Annotated in this window: 18 protein-coding genes; 4 read left to right on the forward strand and 14 right to left on the reverse strand. The window is 58.2% G+C overall.

The features are described 5' to 3' along the window. The first annotated feature begins 183 nt into the window (after positions 1 to 183). The 3 genes from marR to marB are packed head-to-tail and all read left to right on the forward strand — an operon-like array spanning position 184 to position 1,282. The gene (gene marR, locus ACR6JA_RS07045) at positions 184 to 618 is read left to right on the forward strand and encodes a multiple antibiotic resistance transcriptional regulator MarR (protein WP_213714082.1); all 435 of its coding nucleotides are present in this window, start codon (positions 184 to 186) and stop codon (positions 616 to 618) included. A gap of 20 nt (positions 619 to 638) precedes the next feature. Then, a complete protein-coding gene (gene marA, locus ACR6JA_RS07050) occupies positions 639 to 1,031 on the forward strand; it encodes an MDR efflux pump AcrAB transcriptional activator MarA (protein WP_008459033.1) in 393 nt (130 codons plus the stop codon). A gap of 38 nt (positions 1,032 to 1,069) precedes the next feature. Further along, the gene (gene marB / locus ACR6JA_RS07055) at positions 1,070 to 1,282 is read left to right on the forward strand and encodes a multiple antibiotic resistance regulatory protein MarB (RefSeq protein ID WP_213714079.1); all 213 of its coding nucleotides are present in this window, start codon (positions 1,070 to 1,072) and stop codon (positions 1,280 to 1,282) included. 43 nt (positions 1,283 to 1,325) lie between these two features. Here the strand turns inward: marB and eamA are convergent, their stop codons facing one another. Continuing rightward, positions 1,326 to 2,228: an O-acetylserine/cysteine exporter gene (gene eamA, locus ACR6JA_RS07060; protein ID WP_166874003.1), complete on the reverse strand. Its 903-nt coding sequence runs from the start codon at positions 2,226 to 2,228 to the stop codon at positions 1,326 to 1,328. Between the two features lie 198 nt (positions 2,229 to 2,426). Here eamA and ACR6JA_RS07065 point away from each other — a divergent pair, with 198 nt between their 5' ends. Then, the gene (locus tag ACR6JA_RS07065; RefSeq protein ID WP_494493195.1) at positions 2,427 to 3,638 is read left to right on the forward strand and encodes an MFS transporter; all 1,212 of its coding nucleotides are present in this window, start codon (positions 2,427 to 2,429) and stop codon (positions 3,636 to 3,638) included. A 14-nt stretch (positions 3,639 to 3,652) separates the two neighbouring features. On the opposite strand, the gene ACR6JA_RS07070 is transcribed toward ACR6JA_RS07065, so the two are convergent. From ACR6JA_RS07070 to ACR6JA_RS07130, 13 genes are all read right to left on the reverse strand, one after another. Next, complete coding sequence (locus tag ACR6JA_RS07070) at positions 3,653 to 4,831, reverse strand: GNAT family N-acetyltransferase (RefSeq protein WP_494493196.1); 1,179 nt, start codon at positions 4,829 to 4,831, stop codon at positions 3,653 to 3,655. A gap of 94 nt (positions 4,832 to 4,925) precedes the next feature. Beyond that, on the reverse strand, positions 4,926 to 5,624 hold the full coding sequence (urtE, locus tag ACR6JA_RS07075) for an urea ABC transporter ATP-binding subunit UrtE (RefSeq protein ID WP_008459042.1): 699 nt from the start codon (positions 5,622 to 5,624) through the stop codon (positions 4,926 to 4,928). Positions 5,625 to 5,633: 9 nt separating this feature from the next. Beyond that, entirely contained in the window at positions 5,634 to 6,431 is a 798-nt protein-coding gene (urtD, locus tag ACR6JA_RS07080) for an urea ABC transporter ATP-binding protein UrtD (protein ID WP_494493271.1), read from the reverse strand. Further along, the gene (urtC, locus tag ACR6JA_RS07085) at positions 6,431 to 7,504 is read right to left on the reverse strand and encodes an urea ABC transporter permease subunit UrtC (protein WP_494493197.1); all 1,074 of its coding nucleotides are present in this window, start codon (positions 7,502 to 7,504) and stop codon (positions 6,431 to 6,433) included. The genes urtD and urtC overlap by 1 nt, the downstream gene beginning before the upstream one ends. Then, complete coding sequence (gene urtB / locus ACR6JA_RS07090; protein WP_494493198.1) at positions 7,504 to 9,075, reverse strand: urea ABC transporter permease subunit UrtB; 1,572 nt, start codon at positions 9,073 to 9,075, stop codon at positions 7,504 to 7,506. Before urtB ends, urtC begins: the two co-directional genes overlap by 1 nt. 205 nt (positions 9,076 to 9,280) lie before the next feature. Beyond that, positions 9,281 to 10,552, reverse strand: coding sequence for an urea ABC transporter substrate-binding protein (gene urtA / locus ACR6JA_RS07095; protein WP_213714058.1), 1,272 nt, complete (start codon positions 10,550 to 10,552; stop codon positions 9,281 to 9,283). Positions 10,553 to 10,584: 32 nt separating this feature from the next. After that, positions 10,585 to 11,265, reverse strand: a complete 681-nt coding sequence (locus tag ACR6JA_RS07100) for a GntR family transcriptional regulator (RefSeq protein ID WP_213714055.1) — start codon at positions 11,263 to 11,265, stop codon at positions 10,585 to 10,587. Positions 11,266 to 11,399: 134 nt separating this feature from the next. Continuing rightward, the gene (gene uca / locus ACR6JA_RS07105; protein WP_494493199.1) at positions 11,400 to 15,020 is read right to left on the reverse strand and encodes an urea carboxylase; all 3,621 of its coding nucleotides are present in this window, start codon (positions 15,018 to 15,020) and stop codon (positions 11,400 to 11,402) included. Positions 15,021 to 15,031: 11 nt separating this feature from the next. Further along, positions 15,032 to 16,828: an allophanate hydrolase gene (atzF, locus tag ACR6JA_RS07110; protein WP_494493200.1), complete on the reverse strand. Its 1,797-nt coding sequence runs from the start codon at positions 16,826 to 16,828 to the stop codon at positions 15,032 to 15,034. Positions 16,829 to 17,037: 209 nt separating this feature from the next. Further along, positions 17,038 to 17,910 carry an NAD(P)-dependent oxidoreductase gene (locus ACR6JA_RS07115; protein ID WP_494493201.1) on the reverse strand — a complete coding sequence of 291 codons (873 nt, stop codon included), beginning with the start codon at positions 17,908 to 17,910 and terminating at the stop codon, positions 17,038 to 17,040. A gap of 12 nt (positions 17,911 to 17,922) precedes the next feature. Next, positions 17,923 to 18,156 (reverse strand): DUF2526 family protein, encoded by a 234-nt coding sequence (locus tag ACR6JA_RS07120; protein WP_213714044.1) that lies wholly within the window; start codon positions 18,154 to 18,156, stop codon positions 17,923 to 17,925. A 130-nt stretch (positions 18,157 to 18,286) separates the two neighbouring features. Continuing rightward, positions 18,287 to 19,885, reverse strand: a complete 1,599-nt coding sequence (locus ACR6JA_RS07125) for an ABC transporter substrate-binding protein (protein ID WP_494493202.1) — start codon at positions 19,883 to 19,885, stop codon at positions 18,287 to 18,289. 135 nt (positions 19,886 to 20,020) lie between these two features. Further along, a complete protein-coding gene (locus ACR6JA_RS07130) occupies positions 20,021 to 20,740 on the reverse strand; it encodes a glutamine amidotransferase (RefSeq protein WP_494493203.1) in 720 nt (239 codons plus the stop codon). Between the last annotated feature and the right edge of the window lie 74 nt (positions 20,741 to 20,814).

Below are 20,814 nucleotides of genomic sequence, written 5' to 3' on the forward strand. Positions count from 1 at the left end.
TTATCCTTTTTTTGTCCTTTATTGAACAGCTATAGCGCAGGTTAGACTATAGCAGCCCGCAGTTTACTGACCGCTGTTGAAGCGTTTTAGCTTTTCGTGGCATCGGCTGAATCATCACGTTGACTTATACTTGCCTCGGCAATAGTATCTGCCGTGACTAATCTACTTGCCTGGGCAAACATAGTGAAAAGCACCTGTGATCTGTTTAACGAAATGATCCCCCTCGGGCGATTGATCCACATGGTGAATCAGCACAAAGATCGCCTGTTAAACGATTCACTCTCCCCGCTGGATATCACCGCGACCCAGTTTAAGGTGCTGTGCTCCATTCACTATGAAGTGTGTATTACCCCAGTCGAGCTGAAAAAAGTGCTTTCCGTTGACCTCGGTGCGTTAACCCGAATGCTGGACCGCCTGCTGTGCAAAGGCTGGATCGAGCGTTTGCCGAACCCCAACGATAAGCGCGGCGTTCTGATCAGGCTGACGCCGGAAGGCGTGGCGCTGTGTGAAGAATGCCGAAACCTGGTGGGGCTTAGCCTCCATAAAGAACTCACTAAAAACCTTACGGACGACGAAGTCGATACGCTTTATCGCCTGTTGAAAAAGGTATTGCCGTAAACCTGCAAAGAGGTGAAACGATGTCCAGACGCAACAATGATGCGGTCACAATTCAAAGCATTTTGGGGTGGATTGAAGAGAACCTGGAAACCCCGCTCTCGCTGGAGAAGGTTTCTCAGCGCTCAGGCTACTCCAAGTGGCATCTGCAGCGGATGTTTAAAAAAGAAACCGGCCACTCAATGGGCCAGTACATCCGCAACCGTAAGCTGACCGAAATCGCCCTGAAGCTTAAAGAGAGCAACGAACCGATCCTTTATCTGGCCGAGCGCTACGGTTTTGAATCGCAGCAGACGTTAACCCGCACCTTCAAGAACTACTTCTCGGTGCCGCCGCACAAGTACCGCGTAACCCGTCTCGCTGGCGAAGGCAAATATCTGCACCCGTACAACCAGTATTGCAGTTTGTGTAACTAACGCATCACCGTCCGTTTTACAGACATAACCGAGGAAATATGAAAGTCATCTCCGCAGCCGCGCTCCTTCTGGCGCTGGCATCAACCCACGCTCTTGCGGAGCAATCCGGCAGCTTCAACGCCACCCAGGCCAACTACGGCAACATGATCACCTGCTCCGGCAGTCAATTGTCTAAAGGTCCGCAGCAAACGGCAGCTGAACGTTCAGAAGAGCTGGGCTCCCCGTACTACCACGGTCATTCGCGTTCGTAAGATAAAGGCTGACCCGCCCGATGCTGGGCGGGTGCCGCACATATCAGGATGAAGCCCGCTTCACCGACCGGCCAAAACGCAGACCAAAGACGTTGATATACAGCCCGCCCATAATCAGTATCGCCCCCAGCAACTGCATTACCGTCAGCTTTTCACCGAGCAGCAACGCCGCGCTGGCCATACCCACCACAGGCACCAGCAGCGACAGCGGCGCCACGCGCCAGGTTTCATAGCGCCCCAGCAGCGTGCCCCAGATACCGTAACCCACAATGGTAGAGATAAACGCCAGGTAGATCAGCGACAGAATGGTCGTTGTATCGATGTTCACCAGGCTTTGCAGCATCGTTGCCGGGCCATCCAACAGCCAGCTTGCCGCAAAAAACGGCAGCACCGGGATCAGCGCACTCCAGACAATCAGCGACATGATCGCCGGGCGCTGTTCATGCTGCATGATCATCTTGTTAAAGATATTGCCGAACGCCCAGCTCATGCCCGCCGCCAGCGTCAGCATAAAGCCGAGCAGCGCGACGTGTTGGCCTTCGAAACTGCCCTTAATCAGCACCAGCACGCCGAAGACCGCCAGGGTGATCCCGGCCAGCTGCTTAGCCTGCAGCCGCTCGCCAAAGAAAAACGTTCCCAGGATAATGGTGAAAAACGCCTGAGACTGCAGCACCAGTGAAGCCAACCCGGCGGGCATGCCAAACTTGATTGCGGTAAACAGGAAGGCAAATTGCCCGAAGCTGATGGTCAGCGCATAGCCCGCCAGCAGCCGGAACGGCAGCTTTGGCCGGGCCACAAACAGCAGCGCCGGAAACGCCACCAGCAAAAAGCGCAGCCCCGCCAGCATCAGCGGCGGCATATTGTGCAGCCCCAGCTTAATCACCACAAAATTCACGCCCCAAATCACCACCACCAGCAACGCCAGCAATCCATCTTTACGCGTCATTGTCCCGCCCTGTATTTATTATCGATTTGTAAAAAAATAAACCTTATCCCCCTGAGTAAATAGATACAGATCCCACTTTTTGTCAGGAGTACAGATGTGATGTATCGTGCTTATGTCAGATCTGGTTGCTATACCAGGCTGATTTTTCGTGATAAATCTTTCTTGTTCTCTTACCTCACGATGACTAAACAGGCCGCCATGACTGCCCTCAGAAATCTGTTTGCAGGCAAACAACTTGCAACAACTGCGTTACTTCTTTCTTCGCTGCTGCTGACTATCGGGCGGGGTCTGACGCTGCCATTTATGACCATTTATCTTTCTCGCGAATACCATATGGCGCTGACGGATATCGGCCTGGCGATTACCGTCGCGCTGGTGACCGGGGTGATCTTCAGCCTGTGGTTTGGCATCCTTGCGGATAAATTCGATAAGAAAAAGGCGATGCTGCTGGCTATCGTCATCTTCCTCGGCGGTTTTGCGGTTATCCCGCTGGTGCACAACGCCGGGCTGGTGGTGCTGTTTTACTCCATTATCAACTGCTCTTACACCGTGTTCTCGGTGGTGGTGAAAGCCTGGTTTTCCGAAACGCTGGACATCAGCCTGAAGCCCAAAATCTTCTCCCTCAACTACACCTTCGTCAACGTCGGCTGGACGGTTGGCCCGCCGATAGGCACCTTCGTGGTGATGTACAGCACCAATCTGCCGTTCTGGCTCTCCGCCATGACCGCCTTGCTGCCAATTCTGATGATTGCCCGTTACGTTCAAAGCCAGCCGGTAAGCAGCCGCGTCACGGAAGTGGAAGACAAGGTTCTGCCATCGCCGCGCATGATGCTGCGCGACAAACAGCTGATGTGGTTCACGACCTCGGCATTTTTAGGCTCGATGGTTTACGGCGCGTTCGCCGGCTGCCTGTCGCAATATGCGATTGTTATCGGTGATACCGGGCTGGCGGAAAAGGTGGTCAGCGTCGTGCTGTCGGTCAACGCCATTGTGGTTGTCGCATTCCAGTACTTCCTGGGCAAAAACATTCGCCCCGATAACATCAAAAAGATGATGTTCTACGGCACGCTGTTTTTCGTCTGCGGCCTCGGCGGCTTTATGATTTCTGGCACTAACCTGTGGCTGTGGGGCTTGTCTTCGCTGGTGTTTACCATTGGAGAGCTGATCTACGCGCCGGGGGAATACATGCTTGTCGACAACATCGCGCCGTCGGGGCTGAAATCAAGCTACTTTGCCGCCCAGCAGCTCGGCTGGCTTGGTGGAGCCTGCAACCCGCTGGTCACCGGGCTGTTGTTGAGCTGGCTGCCACCTTACATGCTGTTCGTGGTGCTGATGGGGACAATTGTACTGGCTTACTACGCCATCGTGATCGGCATTAATACTCCGCCCCGTCAGCCCATAACGGCCTGACGAGGCGCTCATGATTACACGTCTTTTTCGTATTTGATAAAGCCGGACTTCTTCGCCACTTTGTCATACAGCGTCTGCGCGGTGGCGTTGGTTTCATGGGTATGCCAGTACAGACGCGAACTGTTGTTGGCTGCAGCATGCTGGCGTACCGCTTCAATCAGCGCCCGACCAACGCCTTTACCCCTCGCCTGCGGCGTCGCAAACAGATCTTCCAGGTAGCAGTAGTTGGTTGCTGACCAGGTACTGCGGTGATAGAGGAAGTGAGTGAAACCAAGCATAGTGCCCTGGTCGTCAAAAGCCCCGAATCCCCACAGGGGCTCCTGTGCATCCAGCATACGTTCCCAGGTCAAATCGGTGACATTGTCACTTATTTGAGCATCATAAAAGGTCAGATAGCCCTGCCAGAGCGCCTGCCACTGCGCCCGGTCGCCCGCCGCTAACAGGCGGACATTCACCTGCCGAGCGGATTCGCTTTTCTGGCGGCTAAGTGCGTCGCGAATAGCCGCCAACCCAACACGCTGTACGCCGTGAGGCATATTGTCCGCGGCAAGCCAGCGTTCAAACGCGCTTTTCACCAGCGGCCACTCGCCATCGGTGATAGAGAACCACGCCGTATCGCGGGTACGCCCTTTGTAGATGCCCATCTGGCGGAACACGCCTTCAAAACGGAAGCCCAGACGCAGCGCCGCGCGGCGAGATGGCCCGTTCAGGCTGTCGCACTTCCACTCATAGCGGCGGTAGCCCAGAGTTTCAAACGCATACTTCATCAGCAAAAAGTGGGCTTCCGTGGCCAGAGCGGTGCGCTGCAGCAGCGGTGAAAACACCACAAAACCGACTTCAATGCTGCCGTTCGCCGGGTCAAGGCGCATCAGCGACAATGTGCCCAGCGCCTGGCCGCTGGCGGTATCCACCACGGCAAAATGAAAAGGGTCGGCGCTGGTTTCTGCCCCGGCAATGTACTGCATAAAATCGACTTCGGTATCGAACGGCCCAACGCTGAGATAAGTCCAGCCTCGCGCATCTTCAGCCTGCCCCCAGGCCTGCCAAAGCTGCGCCCCGTGCCTAGCCGAACTTAATGGCTCGAGGCGGCAAAACTGTCCGTCTAACGTGACACGCTCCGGCAGCGGGCGGCGCTGCCAGTCAGGAAGAGATAAGCCAATCGGCTGCTGGTAACTGTTGACGGTAAAAGACATGCTAACCTCTGGAATTCGATGGTGAATGTCGAAAACTATAGGCGCACAGAGGTTCAGCCAAAAGTACCACAATCGGTATTTTTTGGCAGACCACTTATATCGCCACCAGCCCCCGGACGCCTTCCTGTTCCATGGCGCTGCCGTGCCCGCGCTGGACTATCTCCCCGCGCGACATCACCAGATACTGGTCCGCAAGCTCTGCGGCAAAATCGTAAAACTGTTCCACCAGCAGAATTGCCATATCCCCGCGCCCGGCGAGATGGCGAATCACCTGACCGATCTCTTTGATGATCGACGGCTGGATCCCTTCCGTCGGCTCATCCAGAATCAGCAGCTGTGGCTTACAGGCCAGGGCCCGGCCAATTGCCAGCTGCTGCTGCTGTCCGCCGGAGAGATCGCCGCCCCGCCTGAGCTTCATCTCTTTTAGCACCGGAAAGAGCTGGTAAATCTCGTCCGGGACGGCCTTTGCCTCACGCCCGGAAAAGCGTGACAGCCCCATCAGCAGGTTTTCTTCCACCGTCAGCCGCGGAAAGATTTCCCGCCCCTGCGGTACGTAGGCAATACCGGCCTGAACACGCTGGTGTGGTTTGCGCTGGGTGATGGTTTTCCCCTGCCAGCTTACGCTGCCGCCTTTCACCGGCACCAGCCCCATCAGGCTTTTCAGCAGCGTGGTTTTCCCCACGCCGTTACGCCCGAGCAGGCAGGTCACTTCCCCCACGCGTACCTCAAAACTGACGCCGCGCAGAATATGGCTGCCGCCGTAATACTGGTTAAGCTCATTCACCTGTAGCATATTTGCTCCTCAACGGCCAAGGTAGACCTCAATAACCTGCTCATTCGCCTGCACTTCGCGCAGGGAACCTTCCGCCAGCACCTGCCCCTGATGCAACACGGTAACGTGGTCGGCAATGGTTTCCACAAAGCCCATATCGTGCTCAACCACCATCAGCGAATGCTTCCCCGCCAGGCTGCGAAACAGCTCCGCCGTGTATTCGGTTTCGGCATCGGTCATGCCCGCCGCAGGCTCGTCCAACAGCAGCAAATGCGGCTCCTGCACCAGCAACATGCCGATTTCGAGGAACTGTTTTTGCCCGTGGGACAGCAGCCCCGCCCGACGATGGCGCTCCCCGGTCAGCCGCAGCGTCACAAGCATGTCATCAATGTGGTCGCGCTGCTCCCCGCTGAGCTTCGCCCGCAGGCTAGCCCACACCGACTTCTCGTTTTTCTGGGCGATTTCCAGGTTCTCGAAGACCGTCAGCGCCTCGAATACCGTGGGCTTTTGAAATTTACGGCCAATGCCCCGCCTGGCGATTTCAATGGGTTCCAGCCGCATCAGGTCGATGGACTGATCGTAAAAGGCCTTGCCGCTTTGGGGTTTGGTCTTGCCGGTGATCACGTCCATCAGCGTGGTTTTTCCGGCCCCGTTTGGCCCAATCACGCAGCGTAGCTCCCCCACGCCAATGTTCAGCGACAGGTTGGTTAACGCCTGAAACCCATCGAAGTTAACGTTGATATTTTCCAGCGCCAGCACCGGGTCGGTCTGTTCGCGAAAGCGATCCGTGGGGTACTGGCGGGTAAACAGAGATTCGGCAGGCTGCATCATTTCTCTCCTTTGCGCAGCAGGCCAATCACCCCGCGCGGTAAAAACAGCGTCACCAGAATAAAAATCAGGCCAAGGAACAGCTGCCAGTACTCCGGCACCGCCATGGTAAAATAGCTTTTCGCCCCGTTCACCAGCCCCGCCCCCAGCACCGGGCCAATCAGCGTGCCGCGCCCGCCCAACGCCACCCAAATAGCGGCCTCAATAGAGTTGGTCGGCGACATTTCGCCCGGGTTAATAATGCCCACCTGCGGCACGTACAGCGCCCCGGCTAAGCCGCACAGCACCGCAGAAAGCGTCCATACCAGCAGCTTGAAGCCCCGGGGATCGTACCCGCAGTACGTCAGGCGGTTTTCCGCATCGCGCACCGCCGTCAGAATGCGACCAAACTTGCTGCGCGCCAGCCAGAAGCCGAGGCCAATGCTCGCCACTAAAAGCAGCACGGTAGCGATAAACAGCCCGATACGCGTCCCCACCGCGGTAACGGGCATCCCCAGTAGAGTGGTAAAGCCGGTAAACCCGTTATTGCCGCCAAAGCCGGTTTCATTGCGGAAAAACAGCAGCATCCCCGCATAGGTCAACGCCTGCGTCATGATCGAGAAGTACACGCCCTTAATCTTTGAGCGAAAGGCGAAATAGCCGAACACAAACGCCAGCAGCCCCGGGGCCGCCATCGCCAGCAGCAGCGCCCAGGCGAAGTACTGCGTGCCGGACCAGTACCACGGCAGCTCGCTCCAGGAGAGAAACGACATAAAGCCGGGCAGCCCGTCACCGGCAGCCTGGCGCATCAGGTACATCCCCATAGCGTACCCGCCGAGGGCGAAAAACAGGCCGTGCCCGAGGGAAAGCAACCCGGCATAGCCCCAGACCAGATCCAGTGCCACCGCAACGATGGCATAACAAAGGATTTTGCCGATCAGCGTCATGGTGTAGGTCGACAGGCTGAGCGGATTACTGACAGGCAACAGCGTCAGAAACGGCAGCGTCAGCAGCAAAACCACCAGCAGCGTCCCCAATACCAAAGTCAGGCGCGGGGCTTTACGCCCGAGCGTTAAAGTCAGCGGCATACTCATCAGTCAATGACCCTCCCTTTGAGCGCAAACAGCCCCTGTGGCCGCTTCTGAATGAACAGTACAATCAGCACCAGAATCAAAATTTTGCCCAGCACCGCGCCGATTTGCGGTTCGAGGATCTTGTTGAAGATGCCCAGCCCGAACGCCGCCGCCACGCTCCCGGCAAGCTGCCCGACGCCGCCCAGCACCACCACCAGGAAGGAGTCGATAATATACCCCTGGCCGAGCTCGGGGCCGACGTTACCCAGCTGAGAAAGCGCCACGCCGCCTAACCCGGCAATGCCGGACCCAAGCCCGAAAGCGAGCATATCTACGCGCCCGGTCGAAACACCGCAGCAGGCCGCCATCGCGCGATTTTGCGTCACGGCTCGCACGTTCATGCCCAGCCGCGTTTTATTCAGCAGCAGCCAGGTAAACAGCAGCACCAGTAGCACAAAGCCCAGCACCACCAGGCGGTTCCACGGCAGGATCAGGTTCGGTAGCACCTGCAGCCCACCGGACAGCCAGGCCGGGTTAGCCACTTCCACGTTCTGCGCCCCAAACAGCATGCGCACGATCTGAATCAGCATCAGGCTGATACCCCATGTCGCCAGCAGCGTCTCCAGCGGGCGGCCATACAAATGGCGGATAATCGTGCGTTCAAGCGCCATGCCAATCCCGGCGGTGATCGCAAAAGCCACCGGCAGCGCAACCAGTGGATAAAGCGCCAGCCATGCCGGGGCAAACTGCTGGAAAGCAGCCTGAACGCCCCACGCCGAGTACGCGCCCAGCATCAGCATTTCGCCGTGCGCCATATTGATCACGCCCAGCAGGCCATACGTGATCGCCAGCCCCAGCGCGGCCAGCAGCAAAATCGACCCCAGAGAAAGCCCCATAAACGCCTGGCCGAGAATATCCCCCAGCATCTGGCGGCGTTCGATTTGATGTAGCCCGTCAACGGCGGCCTGGCGCACGTTGGCATCCGGCTCTGCGCCAGCATCGGTTAAAGGTTTGAGTAACGCTTCGGTGTCCGGGTCGGTGGACTTGCCCAGCAGTTTAACCGCCTCCAGGCGTACGGCGGCCTGCGGGCTGGCTAGCTCAAGGCGGGCGGCGGCCAGCGTCAGCGCATCACGCACGCCTTGTTCTTTTTCTGCACTAATCCGCTTTAGTAAAACGGGCAGCAGCTCAGGCGGCGCCTCTTTCTGCAAAGCTTTCGCGGCGTTTAAACGAGTGGTGACGTTGTCACTTATTAATTGATGGCTGGCCAGCGCTCCGGCGACCAAAACGCGCAGCCGGTTGGTCAGTCGGAGTTTTTTTGTCTCACCCTGCGGCTGGGCTTCGTCGCCCAACGGCGTCAGCACGGATCCGGTCTGGTTGAAAGCCGAATGCCCGTCGGTGACCAGCGTTTCCTGCTGCAGCGCATTAAGCAGCGGTAAACGAGCGGGATCTGGCGCCCGCGTCCAGCTTTGCAGCAGGTCAGCCTGCGCCGTGCGGTTTGCAGCCGTAAACGTTTCTGCATCCCCGGCGGCGGCAAGCCCCGGCAATAAAGCGGCCACAACCAGCAGCAGCCGGGCCAGTGTTGCTAATGTCATGGCGTTCTCCTGAATGGTTTTACCCTGATGCCCCTTGGCCAGCCTCTCACCCTCTCCCCAAAGGAGAGAGGGAATAAAAGATTTCCCCAGTTACTTTTCAGAGAAGGTATTCCGTTTTTCCCTCTCCCTTTCAGAGAGGGTTTTCCCTCTTTATCCCTTCCAGGGAGAGGGCCGGGGTGAAGGTAAATGCGCCGAACGTCGAACATCAGTTGCTGGCGGTCTTCACCGGCAGATCCGATTTCTTATCATTCCCCGGAATAAACGGGCTCCACGGCTGAGCGCGCACCGGCTTATCCGTCTGCCACACCACGTTGAACTGGCCGTTGCTTTCGATCTCGCCGATCATCACCGGCTTGTGCAGATGGTGGTTGGTGGCGTCCATCGTCAGGGTAAAACCGGACGGCGCTTTAAAGGTCTGTCCGGCCATCGCCGCGCGGACTTTATCCACGTCAGTCGTGCCCGCTTTCTCTACGGCCTGCGCCCACATATGAATGCCGACGTAAGTCGCTTCCATCGGATCGTTAGTGACCACGGTATTGGCGTTCGGCAGGTTGTGGGCTTTGGCGTAGGCCTTCCACTCGCTGACAAACTGTTTGTTGGTCGGGTTATCGACGGACTCGAAGTAGTTCCAGGCCGCGAGGTTACCCACCAGCGGTTTAGTGTCGATGCCGCGCAGCTCTTCCTCACCCACGGAGAAGGCCACCACCGGCACGTCGGTCGCCTTCAGGCCCTGGTTCGCTAGCTCTTTGTAGAACGGTACGTTGGAGTCGCCGTTGATGGTGGAGATCACCGCCGTCTTACCGCCAGCGGAGAATTTTTTGATATTGGCCACGATGGTCTGGTAGTCGCTATGGCCAAACGGCGTGTAGACCTCTTCGATGTCTTTGTCCTGGACGCCCTTAGCGTGCAGGAAGGCGCGCAGGATCTTGTTGGTAGTGCGCGGATAAACGTAGTCCGTGCCCAGCAGGAAGAAGCGTTTGGCCGCCCCGCCGTCTTCACTCATCAGATATTCCACCGCCGGGATCGCCTGCTGGTTAGGTGCCGCCCCGGTATAAAACACGTTCGGCGACATCTCTTCCCCTTCGTACTGCACCGGGTAGAACAGCAGGCCGTTCAACTCCTCAAAGACCGGCAGCACGGATTTACGCGACACGGACGTCCAGCAGCCAAAAACCACGGCCACTTTGTCCTGGCTCAGCAACTGGCGGGCTTTTTCAGCGAACAGCGGCCAGTTAGATGCCGGATCAACCACCACCGGCTCAAGTTTTTTCCCCAGCACGCCGCCCTTCGCATTAATGTCGTCGATGGTCATTAACGCCACGTCTTTCAGCGGCGTTTCTGAGATAGCCATGGTGCCCGACAGCGAGTGCATGATCCCGACTTTGATGGTGTCCGCCGCCTGGGCGGCAAAGGCCCACCCGAAACTGACAAACGAAGCGGAAAGCGCGAAAGCTTTAACAAAGGTACGACGTTGCATAAGTCTGACTCCCCTGAAGAAACAATAAGTGATTAGCTCAGCTTGAATTGCCGGGCCTGGTGCAGCATATGAAGCGTTATCTGACGAACCTCTTTCTGACTGGCTGCGATATGGTCGTGTAGTCGGGTTTGGGCCTCCTTAAGGTTACGGTCCCGGACGGCGAGCAGGATCTGCCCATGCTCGGCATACGTCGCACTGACGCGCGGCTGGCGGGTAAAGTCCAACCTACGCACAATGCGAATTTTTTCGGTGATCTCCCGGTGAACCCTCGCCATTTCAGGGTTGCCCGCCGCAGAGACCAGCGTCATATGAAAAGCCTCGTCGTGCGGCGCGACGTTCATTCCCTCAGCCAGCGGTGGTTCATCCAGCCAGAACTGTTTCAGCGCCTGCAGCGGCAGCGGGAAAACGGAGTCTGCCCGCAGGCAAAGGCGCTTCACCGCCTCCAGCTCCAGAACGATGCGCAGATCGTAAAGCGCTTCGAGATGATCGAAATCCACCGCGCGGATCTGCCAGCCGCTACGGGGCTGTACATCGACATAGCCTTCCTGCTGCAGGGCATAAAGCGCCTGGCGCACCGGCGTGCGGCTGGCGCTCATGCGCTCCGCAATTTCGTTTTCGCTAAAGCGGTCCCCCGGCAGCAGCAGGAAGTCGAAAATTTCCTTTTTGAGCTGCTGGTAGATGCGCTCGGCTACGGCTTCTGGTCGCTTTGGCATAGTGGTTTCCGTGTTGTTTTTACCCTCACCCTGGCCCTCTCCCTTCTGGGAGAGCGGGAAAAAGTGAGTGTGTTTCTCTGTTTTTATTCCCTCTTCCCTCCGGGGAGAGAACCAGGGTGAGAGGCTAAATTCCCCTACACCGCCTCCAGCCACAGCAGCGCATCCCCAGGCCCCACCGGTCGGCCCTGCTGGCACTGGATCCGCACCACCTTGCCGTCGCACGGGGCGCTAACCAGCAGCTCCATCTTCATCGCCTCAACGACGAGCAGCGGCTCGCCCTGCTTCACGCTTTGCCCCGGCTCCACCAGGATCTTCCAGATATTGCCGTTCAGATCGGCGCTGACGAGCTGCCCGGCCTGCTCCTCCTCCGGCAGTTCAGCCGCCATCAGCACGCTCTCCACCGCCGCGCTTTCCTGCTCTTTCCAGTGCGCCACTTCGCTCAGGAAAGCCTCCTGCTGGCGGCTGCGGAAATTGGCAATATCGTCGGCGTTTTCCGCAAGAAAACGGCTATATTCGGCAAAATCGAACTCGACTTCTTCGATCTCAACCTGTGCACGCCCTTCCCGGAACGCCGTGCGGAACGCAGTTAACGCTTCCTCGCTTACCGGGTAGAAACGCACCTGATCGAAGAACTTGAGCAGCCACGGCTCGTCGCCAAACTGGTCGTTTTTGAGAAATTTGTTCCAGATGGGCAGCGTGCGCCCCACCAGCTGATAGCCCCCCGGCGAATCCATGCCGTAGATGCACATATACATCCCGCCGATCCCTACCGTGCCTTCTGCCGTCCACGTCCGCGCCGGGTTGTACTTCGAACTCAACAGCCGGTGACGCGGGTCGAGCGGCACGGCGCAAGGTGCGCCGAGATACACATCTCCCAGGCCGAGCACCAGATAGCTGGCGTCAAACAGGATCTGCTTCACCTCGTCGCGGCTTTGCAGCCCGTTGGTGCGCTGAATAAAGTCCACGTTGTTCGGCAGCCACGGCGCGTCTTCCCGCACCGTTTGCTGATAACGCTCCACCGCCGCCAGCGTGGCGCTGTCTTCGAAGGCCAGCGGTAAATGCACGATGCGGGAAGGAATTTTCAGCTGGGTCACATCGTCCAGCTGTTTCTCAATGCCCAGTAGCAGCGTGAGCAGCTGGCTCTGGGAAATACGCTGGCTGTCATAGCGGATCTGCAGCGAACGCACGCCGGGGGAAAGCTCCTCAATGCCCGCCTGCGCCGCCTGGGTAATCGCCTTCATCAGCAGATAAATGCGCAGCCGCAGCGCCAGGTCGAGCACGTTATCGCCGTATTCAATCAGCACATAGTTGTCGCCTGCCTGACGGTAAACCACAGCCGGAAGCTCAGCCTGAGCGGGGATTTCCGCCAGAATCGCCGCACTGGTTGTCGCGCCAGGCGCAATAGAAGGATGCAGATCCGGCAGGCTTGTTCCGGCGCACAGATTGGTCACCGCCACCTGCTGGGCAATCTCCAGCGACTGCGCGTGCTCAAAGCTGATGGCGTGAAAGCGAATCCGGTCGCCCGGCTTCACCTGCCCGACTTTCCACAGTTCGGCTTTGGCAATCGTCACCGGGCAGACAAATCCCCCGAGGCTTGGGCCGTCGCGCGTCAGGATCACCGGGAAGTCACCGGTAAAGTTCACCGCACCGATAGCATATTCGCAGTCGTGCACGTTGGAAGGATGCAGCCCCGCTTCGCCACCGTCGGCCCTGGTCCACTCCGGCTTCGGCCCGACAAGGCGCACGCCGAGGCGGTTAGAGTTGTAGTGAACCTGCCACTCGGCGTTGAAAAAGGTGTCCATCGACTCCGGCGTGAAGAAGTCTGGTGCGCCGTGCGGCCCGTACAGCACGCCTATCTCCCACAGCTCGCCATACTGCGGGATCAGCGCCGGTTCCGGGGCCTGCGGCAGGCTAATCGGCGCCGGCGTCGTGCAGGCCGGCAGGCAAGGCTGAGAAATAGCCAGCACATCGGCCACCCGCAGCGTGCGCCCGGCGTGGCCGCCAAACTGACCAAGGGCAAAAGTGGAACGACTGCCGAGATACACCGGCACGTCAAAACCGTTACGCACCGCCAGATAGGTACGACACCCGCTGGTCGCCCTGCCTAGCGTCAGGGTCTGCCCGGCTTTCACTACTGTGGGCTGCCAGAAAGTCACCGGCCGATCATCCAGCGTGGCCGGACAAGGCGCACCGGTCAGCGCGATGGTGGCCTCGCTGTGGAAGCGCAGCGTCGGCCCCTGCAGGGTAAATTCCAGCCCGGCGGCCGACGGATGGTTGCCGACAATGCGGTTCGCCAGACGGAAGGCAAAATCATCCATCGGCCCGGACGGCGGCACGCCGATATCCCAATACCCAAGGCGGCCTGGGCTGTCCTGAATGCTGCTCCAGGTGCCCGGCTCCAGCACTTCCACGGCCTGCGCCCGATAGCTCACGCTATCCAGCAGCCGCGTCCACATTACGCCAGCTTTGAACTCCGGCAGACGGACGATCTGGCGCAGATAATCCAGATTGGTGGCGATCCCGTGCAGGCGGGTAGCGGCCAGCGCCTCGTTCAGTTTACTTAACGCCTGCAGGCGGTCATCGCCGTGAACGATGATCTTGGCGATCATCGGATCGTAGAACGCGCTGACTTCGCTGCCGGTACTGACCCAGCCGTCAACCCGCACACCCTTGGGGAAATAAACATCGGTTAATACGCCCGGCGAAGGCTGGAAGTTTTTCAGCGCGTCCTCGGCATAAATGCGGACTTCGATCGCCGCCCCCTGAGGCGCTTCGGCCATTTTTTGCCAGTCCGGCGACGCGCCTGCCGCCACCAGCACCATGCATTCGATCAGATCCAGCCCCGTGACGCATTCGGTTACCGGGTGTTCAACCTGCAGGCGCGTGTTCACCTCCAGGAAGTAAAATGCATCCCTCGCTGCGTCGTAGATAAACTCCACGGTTCCCGCACTGCGGTAATCAACGGATTCACCCAGCGCCACGGCGGCACGGTGCAGCGCTTCACGCGTGCTCTGCGGCAGATTTGGCGCGGGCGTTTCCTCGACCACTTTTTGGTTGCGGCGCTGCAGCGAGCAATCTCGCTCCCCCAAGGCAACCACCTTGCCTCTGCCATCGCCAAAGATCTGCACTTCCAGGTGCCGGGCTTTGTCGACAAAACGTTCGATAAACACGCCGTCGTCGCTGAAAAACTGTGCGCCCATACGCTTCACGCTTTCCCAGGCCTCAAGCAGCGCTGGTTCGCTGTCGCAGCGGGTCAGGCCGATCCCGCCCCCGCCCGCCGTGGTTTTGAGCATCACCGGATAGCCGATTTCCTCTGCCGCCAGCTGCGCCTCAGCAAGGGATGTCAGCAGCCCGGTGCCCGGCGTCATCGGCACATCTACGCCGGAGGCCAGCTCGCGGGCGCGGTGTTTCAGGCCAAAATCGCTGATTTGCTGCGCCGTTGGCCCGATAAAAACAACGCCTGCCGCTTCACAAGCCTCGGCAAATTCCGCGCGTTCGGAAAGGAATCCGTAACCGGGGAAAATCGCCTCCGCGCCGCTCTCTTTAGCCGCCGCCAGTATTTTTTCGATATTCAGATAAGTGTCGCTGGCTTTATCTCCGCCGAGCGCTATCGCCTCATCGGCATCAATCACGTGCTGCGCGCTGGCATCCGCATCGGAATAAACGGCCACGCTGGTGATGTGCATTTTCTTCAGCGTGCGAATGGCGCGGCAGGCAATTTCACCACGGTTGGCAATCAAAACCTTGCTAAACATAATCCCTCTCCTCAAGCGCCAGGTTGGCGAGCAAGCCAGGCTTTCCAGCCGCCCCATGGGGTAATGTCCGTGGCGCCTTCTGTCGCGCACGGTTCACAAATGAAGCCCTTCACGCTGCGCCCATCCTGCAGGGTCAACGTGCCGATCCCCAACGGGGCGGGAATTTCGGCCACAAATTCGCCAAAACGTGCGAGCGGGATGTCCCACAGCTCAACGGCGATTGGCTGCCCTTCGGCGGCGCGCACCAGGCCCGGCTTCGGCGGCTCAGTATTCGCCAGGGCGTAAAGGCGATAGGTTTCTGCCGTGTGGGTTGCTTCTACGAAGACGGCGTTACGGCCGGTTAGCTGGTGGTTAAGCGGCATCCCACGCAAATGAGCCCCCACAACAGCGACGCGCACGAAGATGCTGGCAGGTGTCATGGTCTGTTGGTCGGGAACTTTCTGGGAAATTGCTCCGGCGGGCAGATCAAGTCGCGCCTGCCACTGCGCACCAAAATGGCTGAGCGCGGCATCATGCCAGGCAGGTGCGATCAGCGTTATTCCGGCAGGCAGACCATCGGCCCGGAAATCCGCCGGAAGCGCCAGCGCGCTCAGGTCAGCCAGGTTGGTAAAGTTGGTGTAGGTGCCAAACTGCGAGTTATAGGCCACCGGCTCGTCGCGCATTTCAGCCAGCGTGTGAATCGTCGGCGACGTCGGTACCACAAGGGCATCAAATGCGGCAAGCTGCCGCTGAATACGGCGGGCAAGCTCGGCGCGAGTATATTCCGCCTGCCAGGCATCGCAGGCCGTGAAGCTCAGCCCGCTGGCGACGATCCCGCGTACGGTAGGATCCATGGCGTCAGGATGCTTTTCGAGGATCTCTTTCACCGCGACGGTGCGCTCGGCCACCCACGCGCCGTTATACAGCTGCTCGGCCAGCCGGGTGAAATCGCTGAAATCTATCGCCACCAGCTCCGCCCCCATCGTCATTAACCTGTCCAGCGCCAGCTGAAAGGCCTCTTCGCTGAGTTTGTCGCCGAAGAAGGTCAGGCGGTCTGGAATGGCAAAGCGCAAGCGCGGGCTAAAGCGAGCCGGGGCGGTGTGAGGGTTGCTTCGGGAGTAGGGATCGAGCGGATCGTACCCACCTGCTACGTTGGCGACCAGGGCCGCATCCGCCGCCGAGTGGGCGAAGACAGAAACGCAGTCGTTGAGGCGGCAGGCCGGAACTACGCCCGTCGTCGATAGCCAGCCTTTGGTCGGTTTTAAGCCAACGATGTTATTGAACCCGGCGGGTACGCGCCCGGAGCCTGCGGTGTCCGTTCCCAGTGAGAAACCAACCAAACCGCGCGCCACCACAGATGCGGAGCCTGAACTCGAGCCCCCGCTGACGTAGTCTGGGTTGAAGCTGTTCATCACCGCGCCATACGGCGAGCGGGTGCCGACCAGGCCGGTCGCAAACTGATCGAGGTTAGTTTTGCCCACCACAATGGCCCCGGCGGCGCGAAGGCGCGCAATCACCGTGGCATCTTCGGCGGGATGATAAGTAAACACCGGGCAGGCGGCGCTGGTTGGCATCCCGGCTACGTCTATATTGTCTTTGACCGCAAACGGTACGCCAAATAAAGGGAAATCCGCCGGTGTTTTCTCTCCGGCCTTAATGGCCTGCAATAAAGCCTTTATTTGCTCATTAATTTGCTGTTCGCTGGCGATATAAATCCACGCATTATCCTGGCGTGAAATATTGGCCATTAATTGCTGATAAGCGTCTGACAACCTTTCCGGCTGGGGCTGGTAATCGGCTACCCACTGCGACAATAAAGCGACTGACATAAGCTGGCATCCCACCTGGTATACAAGATGGAATAGATAAAGCAATTACGATGCCAGATTATATTACTTGTTTATTATCAATGACTTTATATTAATAAATAAGATTTTATTATATTCAAAGCACCGCAACGGGGCGTTATTTTAGTGCGGGTGAATATTTAGAGGGATATATCTGGCGACGAAAGTAATATCCTCGCCGCCAGATAAGGTTATTTCCCGCTGCGGCGCGCGGAAACGGTGGCTAATGCCGCCCAGTCAAGATGTTCATCGCCGTGGGCCAGCGCATCGAGGTAGTTATCCCGCAACACGCCCGCAAAGCCCATTGGCACATTTTTATTTTCCGCCGCCTGCTGCGCCAGGCGCACGTCTTTCAGCCCCAGCTTCATGGTAAACCCGGCCGGGCTGTAGCGTGATTCGGCGATCATCGCGCCATAGTTTTTATACGCTGGCGCGGCAAACAGCGTGCTGGTCAGCATACCGAGGAAATCCCCGGCGGCCACATCATAGGCCCCCACCAACGCAGAAGATTCCCCCATCGCTTCGATGGCGCTGGCGAGCATAAAGTTAGCCGCCAGCTTCACCGCCGCAGCCTGCTCTGGCCTGTCGCCAAAGCGCCAGGTTTTTTGCCCCAGCACATCGAAGATCGGCTGCACGCTGTCCAGCAGCTCCGCTGGCCCGGCGGTAAGAATGTTGAGATTGCCTGCGGCGGCAACGTCCACACGCCCCAGTACCGGCGCGGCAATATACCGATGCCCGGTTGCGCTGGCTTTTTCCGCCATCTCATTGGTAAACGCGACGGAAACCGTGGCCATGTTGATCCAGATTGTGCCCTGCGGCAGTGCTTCCAGCGCGCCCTGCTCAATTACCACGCGGCGGCTAATGTCGTCGTCGGCCAGCATAGTGATTAACACTTCGCTGTCGGTGAAAGCGGCTGGTGTGGCGTGTATCGTCGCCCCTTTCGCTTTTAAGGCTTCAGCCGGTGCCGGAGAGCGGTTCCAGATGGCAACCTGATGCCCGGCTTTCAGTAGGTTTTCGGCCATTGGCTGGCCCATACCGCCCAGCCCGATAAATCCAATACGCATAATAACTCCCGACTAGATAATGGTGCCGCCGCGGGTCAACTGCTCGCGACGTTCTTCGGCTTCTTCTGTGTGGTGATTGCCTTTGTGGGCAATGGCGATACGCAGCCGCTGCTGCTGGGCATAGCGGTCTTCCCGCGTGAGCGCTGCGTCGTCGCTGAGTTCAATCAGTAGTTCGTTCATCGGAATGATGATGTCTTTGGCAATGGCGTCGTCTACGCGGCTGACAACGTCTGCAAGATGGGTCATGGCATGTTCCTTATCATGTGTTGCCCCTCACCCTAACCCTCTCCCCAGCGGGGAGAGGGGATAAAAACACCGACGTCCGCATTCCCCCTCTCCCTTCCTGGGAGAGGGCCGGGGTGAGGGTTAATAAAATTTAATCCAGCTTCGCTTTGGAGAAATCACTCCCCGCGAGGCTAACGGTATAACCGCTCACGTTGCTACGGGTCGCGTAGAAAGTTTTACCGTTCGCCAGCGCAATCCACGGCGCCTGCTGATAGTAAATTTCCTGCGCCTGCACGTAGAGCTTCGCGCGGGCGGCCGGGTCGCTGGTCAGCTTCGCTTTCTGTACCAGTGAATCGTAGTTTTTGTCACACCAGCGGGCGACGTTCGAGCCGCTGGCAACGCTGCCGCAGCCCAGCAGGGTATCGGCAAAGTTATCCGGGTCGCCGTTGTCGGACATCCAGCCAAACAGCGCCGAGGAGTGTTCCCCTTTCCGCATCCCGGACAGGTATTCGCCCCATTCGAAGGTGACTATTTTGGCTTTCACGCCCACTTTCGCCCAGTCACTCTGGATCATCTCCGCAATACGCCGCGAGTTCGGGTTGTAAGGCCGCTGCACCGGCATAGACCACAGATCGGTATCAAAGCCCTTCTCCAGCCCGGCCTGCTTCAGCAAGGCTTTGGCTTTTTCTGGGTCGTACCCGTAGTCTTTCAGATCCTTGTCGTAGCCCAGCATGGTTGGCGGGATCGGCGATTTAGCTACCGAGCCGGACCCCATAAAGATGGCGTTGACGATGGCTTTTTTGTCCACCGCATAGTTCAGCGCCTGGCGCACCAGCGCGTTATCGAACGGCTTCTTGCTGGTGTTGAACGCCAGGTAACCGACGTTCAGGCCATCGATGCTGTGCAGCGCCAGGTTTTTGTCCGCTTTAATGGCGTCGAACTGTACCGGGCTTGGCGCAGGGATAATCTGGCATTCATTTTTCTGCAGCTTCGCTAGCCGGGTTTGTACGTTCGGGGTGATGGAGAAAATCAGATGTTTGGTCGGGACTTCGCCTTTCCAGTAATTCGGGTTGGCGACGTAGCGAATCACGGAATCCACTTTGTAGTCCTGCAGCGCGTAAGGCCCGGTGCCGATCGGGTTGTTGTCCACGCGCTCCGGCGTACCGGCTTTCAGCATTGCATCCGCGTACTCCGCAGACAAAATAGAGGCAAAGTCCATACCCCAGTCGGCGAGAAACGCCGCATTCGGCTCGCTCAGGGTAAACTGGACGTGATAGTCATCCAGCTTTTTAACGTCCACGATGAGCTTGTCGAGGCCAACGTCGTTGAAGTATTCGTAGTTCGCCTGCGACACCTTGTGATACGGGTTATTGGCGTCTTTCTGGCGCATGACCGAGAACACCACGTCGTCGGCGTTGAAGTCGCGCGTTGGCTTAAAGAACTTGTTGCTGTTGAACTTCACGCCCTTGCGCAGGGTGAAGGTATAGGTTTTACCGTCGGGACTGATTTTCCATTCCGTCGCCAGCGACGGCACCGGCGTGTTGTCGGTCAGGCTGAAATCAATCAGGCGGTTGTACAGGGTTTGCGAGCTGGCGACAAAGCTTGGGCCAGAGCTGGCAATTTGTGGATTAAAGGATTCAGGAGAGGCTTCGGAGCAGTAAACCAGCGTGCTGTTGGCTGCCGCCATCGCGCTTCCTGCCGGGAGGAGCGCACTCAGCAGCAGGCCGAGCAGTGTTTTCCCTTTAGACATAGTGTTTGCCTTTTATTTGCTTGCCAAATGGTTGAGCTACTTATTATTTCTCACAGTAATAACAGCACAGCCCTTAGCGACAAGCAAATGACAAACCCTTCCTTTCTATACAATTGTGGCGGTTAAGGCGGGCGTTCAGGCCGAAGGCAAAACAAAACGCTGCAAAATTGCCCTGGCCCCGGGCGTAGCGCTGACATCGTTCGACAATGTCTGTTTATTTTCTTGCCTTAACGATGCCTGCTCGCTGCGGCTGGCGAGAATTTTGTTCATCACCGTTGCGGTGAATTCCGGGTGAAACTGCACCGACAGCGCATTGGGCGTGTAGCGGATGATTTGGTGAGGATCGTGGGCCGACGACGCCAGACAAACGGCCCCGGGCGGCAGCGCCAGGACGCTCTGCGCATGGCTTAAAAAGACCGGGAACGACTCAGGCAGATGACTCAGCGCCGGATCGTCTCGCCCTGCTTCTGTCAGTGCCACCGGCAGTTGCCCGACCTCACTGCCCTGCGGGTGATAATCCACTTTCCCGCCGAGCGCGTAAGCCATCAATTGATGCCCGTAGCACACGCCAAATAGCGGCGTACCGGCGGCAACAACGGTTTTAACCCATTCCGCCGTGCGTTCGCTCCACGCTTCATGCTCCGTCACCATCGACCATGAACCCGAAATCACCGCCGCCTGAAAGCTTTTTGGCGCGGGCAAAGGCTCGCCCAGAAACGGCCTGACGATGTTAAGTTCGACATCCGGGTGCTTTAATGCCTGCTCAAACCAGGCCGGCTGATCCCCCACGGCTTGCTGAATTTCCTCGGGGGGCCGCCCCATTTGCACCAACAAAACCGGCAATCTTTGACTCATATTTCGGACCTCTACAGCCATATAATGGCTTCAGAATTAGCACAGGCAACCCGGCTTGTCTCAGATAAAAAAGC

The organism is Cedecea sp. B1(4) (assembly GCF_059414925.1).

What these genes read in the sequence shown, in the direction of transcription:
- marA (WP_008459033.1), top strand. Translation starts at nt 639, where the DNA reads ATGTCCAGACGCAACAATGATGCGGTCACAATTCAAAGCATTTTGGGG.
- marB (WP_213714079.1), top strand. Translation starts at nt 1,070, where the DNA reads ATGAAAGTCATCTCCGCAGCCGCGCTCCTTCTGGCGCTGGCATCAACC.
- eamA (WP_166874003.1), bottom strand. Translation starts at nt 2,228, where the DNA reads ATGACGCGTAAAGATGGATTGCTGGCGTTGCTGGTGGTGGTGATTTGG.
- ACR6JA_RS07065 (WP_494493195.1), top strand. Translation starts at nt 2,427, where the DNA reads ATGACTGCCCTCAGAAATCTGTTTGCAGGCAAACAACTTGCAACAACT.
- ACR6JA_RS07070 (WP_494493196.1), bottom strand. Translation starts at nt 4,831, where the DNA reads ATGTCTTTTACCGTCAACAGTTACCAGCAGCCGATTGGCTTATCTCTT.
- urtE (WP_008459042.1), bottom strand. Translation starts at nt 5,624, where the DNA reads ATGCTACAGGTGAATGAGCTTAACCAGTATTACGGCGGCAGCCATATT.
- urtD (WP_494493271.1), bottom strand. Translation starts at nt 6,431, where the DNA reads ATGCAGCCTGCCGAATCTCTGTTTACCCGCCAGTACCCCACGGATCGC.
- urtC (WP_494493197.1), bottom strand. Translation starts at nt 7,504, where the DNA reads ATGAGTATGCCGCTGACTTTAACGCTCGGGCGTAAAGCCCCGCGCCTG.
- urtB (WP_494493198.1), bottom strand. Translation starts at nt 9,075, where the DNA reads ATGACATTAGCAACACTGGCCCGGCTGCTGCTGGTTGTGGCCGCTTTA.
- urtA (WP_213714058.1), bottom strand. Translation starts at nt 10,552, where the DNA reads ATGCAACGTCGTACCTTTGTTAAAGCTTTCGCGCTTTCCGCTTCGTTT.
- ACR6JA_RS07100 (WP_213714055.1), bottom strand. Translation starts at nt 11,265, where the DNA reads ATGCCAAAGCGACCAGAAGCCGTAGCCGAGCGCATCTACCAGCAGCTC.
- uca (WP_494493199.1), bottom strand. Translation starts at nt 15,020, where the DNA reads ATGTTTAGCAAGGTTTTGATTGCCAACCGTGGTGAAATTGCCTGCCGC.
- atzF (WP_494493200.1), bottom strand. Translation starts at nt 16,828, where the DNA reads ATGTCAGTCGCTTTATTGTCGCAGTGGGTAGCCGATTACCAGCCCCAG.
- ACR6JA_RS07115 (WP_494493201.1), bottom strand. Translation starts at nt 17,910, where the DNA reads ATGCGTATTGGATTTATCGGGCTGGGCGGTATGGGCCAGCCAATGGCC.
- ACR6JA_RS07120 (WP_213714044.1), bottom strand. Translation starts at nt 18,156, where the DNA reads ATGACCCATCTTGCAGACGTTGTCAGCCGCGTAGACGACGCCATTGCC.
- ACR6JA_RS07125 (WP_494493202.1), bottom strand. Translation starts at nt 19,885, where the DNA reads ATGTCTAAAGGGAAAACACTGCTCGGCCTGCTGCTGAGTGCGCTCCTC.
- ACR6JA_RS07130 (WP_494493203.1), bottom strand. Translation starts at nt 20,740, where the DNA reads ATGAGTCAAAGATTGCCGGTTTTGTTGGTGCAAATGGGGCGGCCCCCC.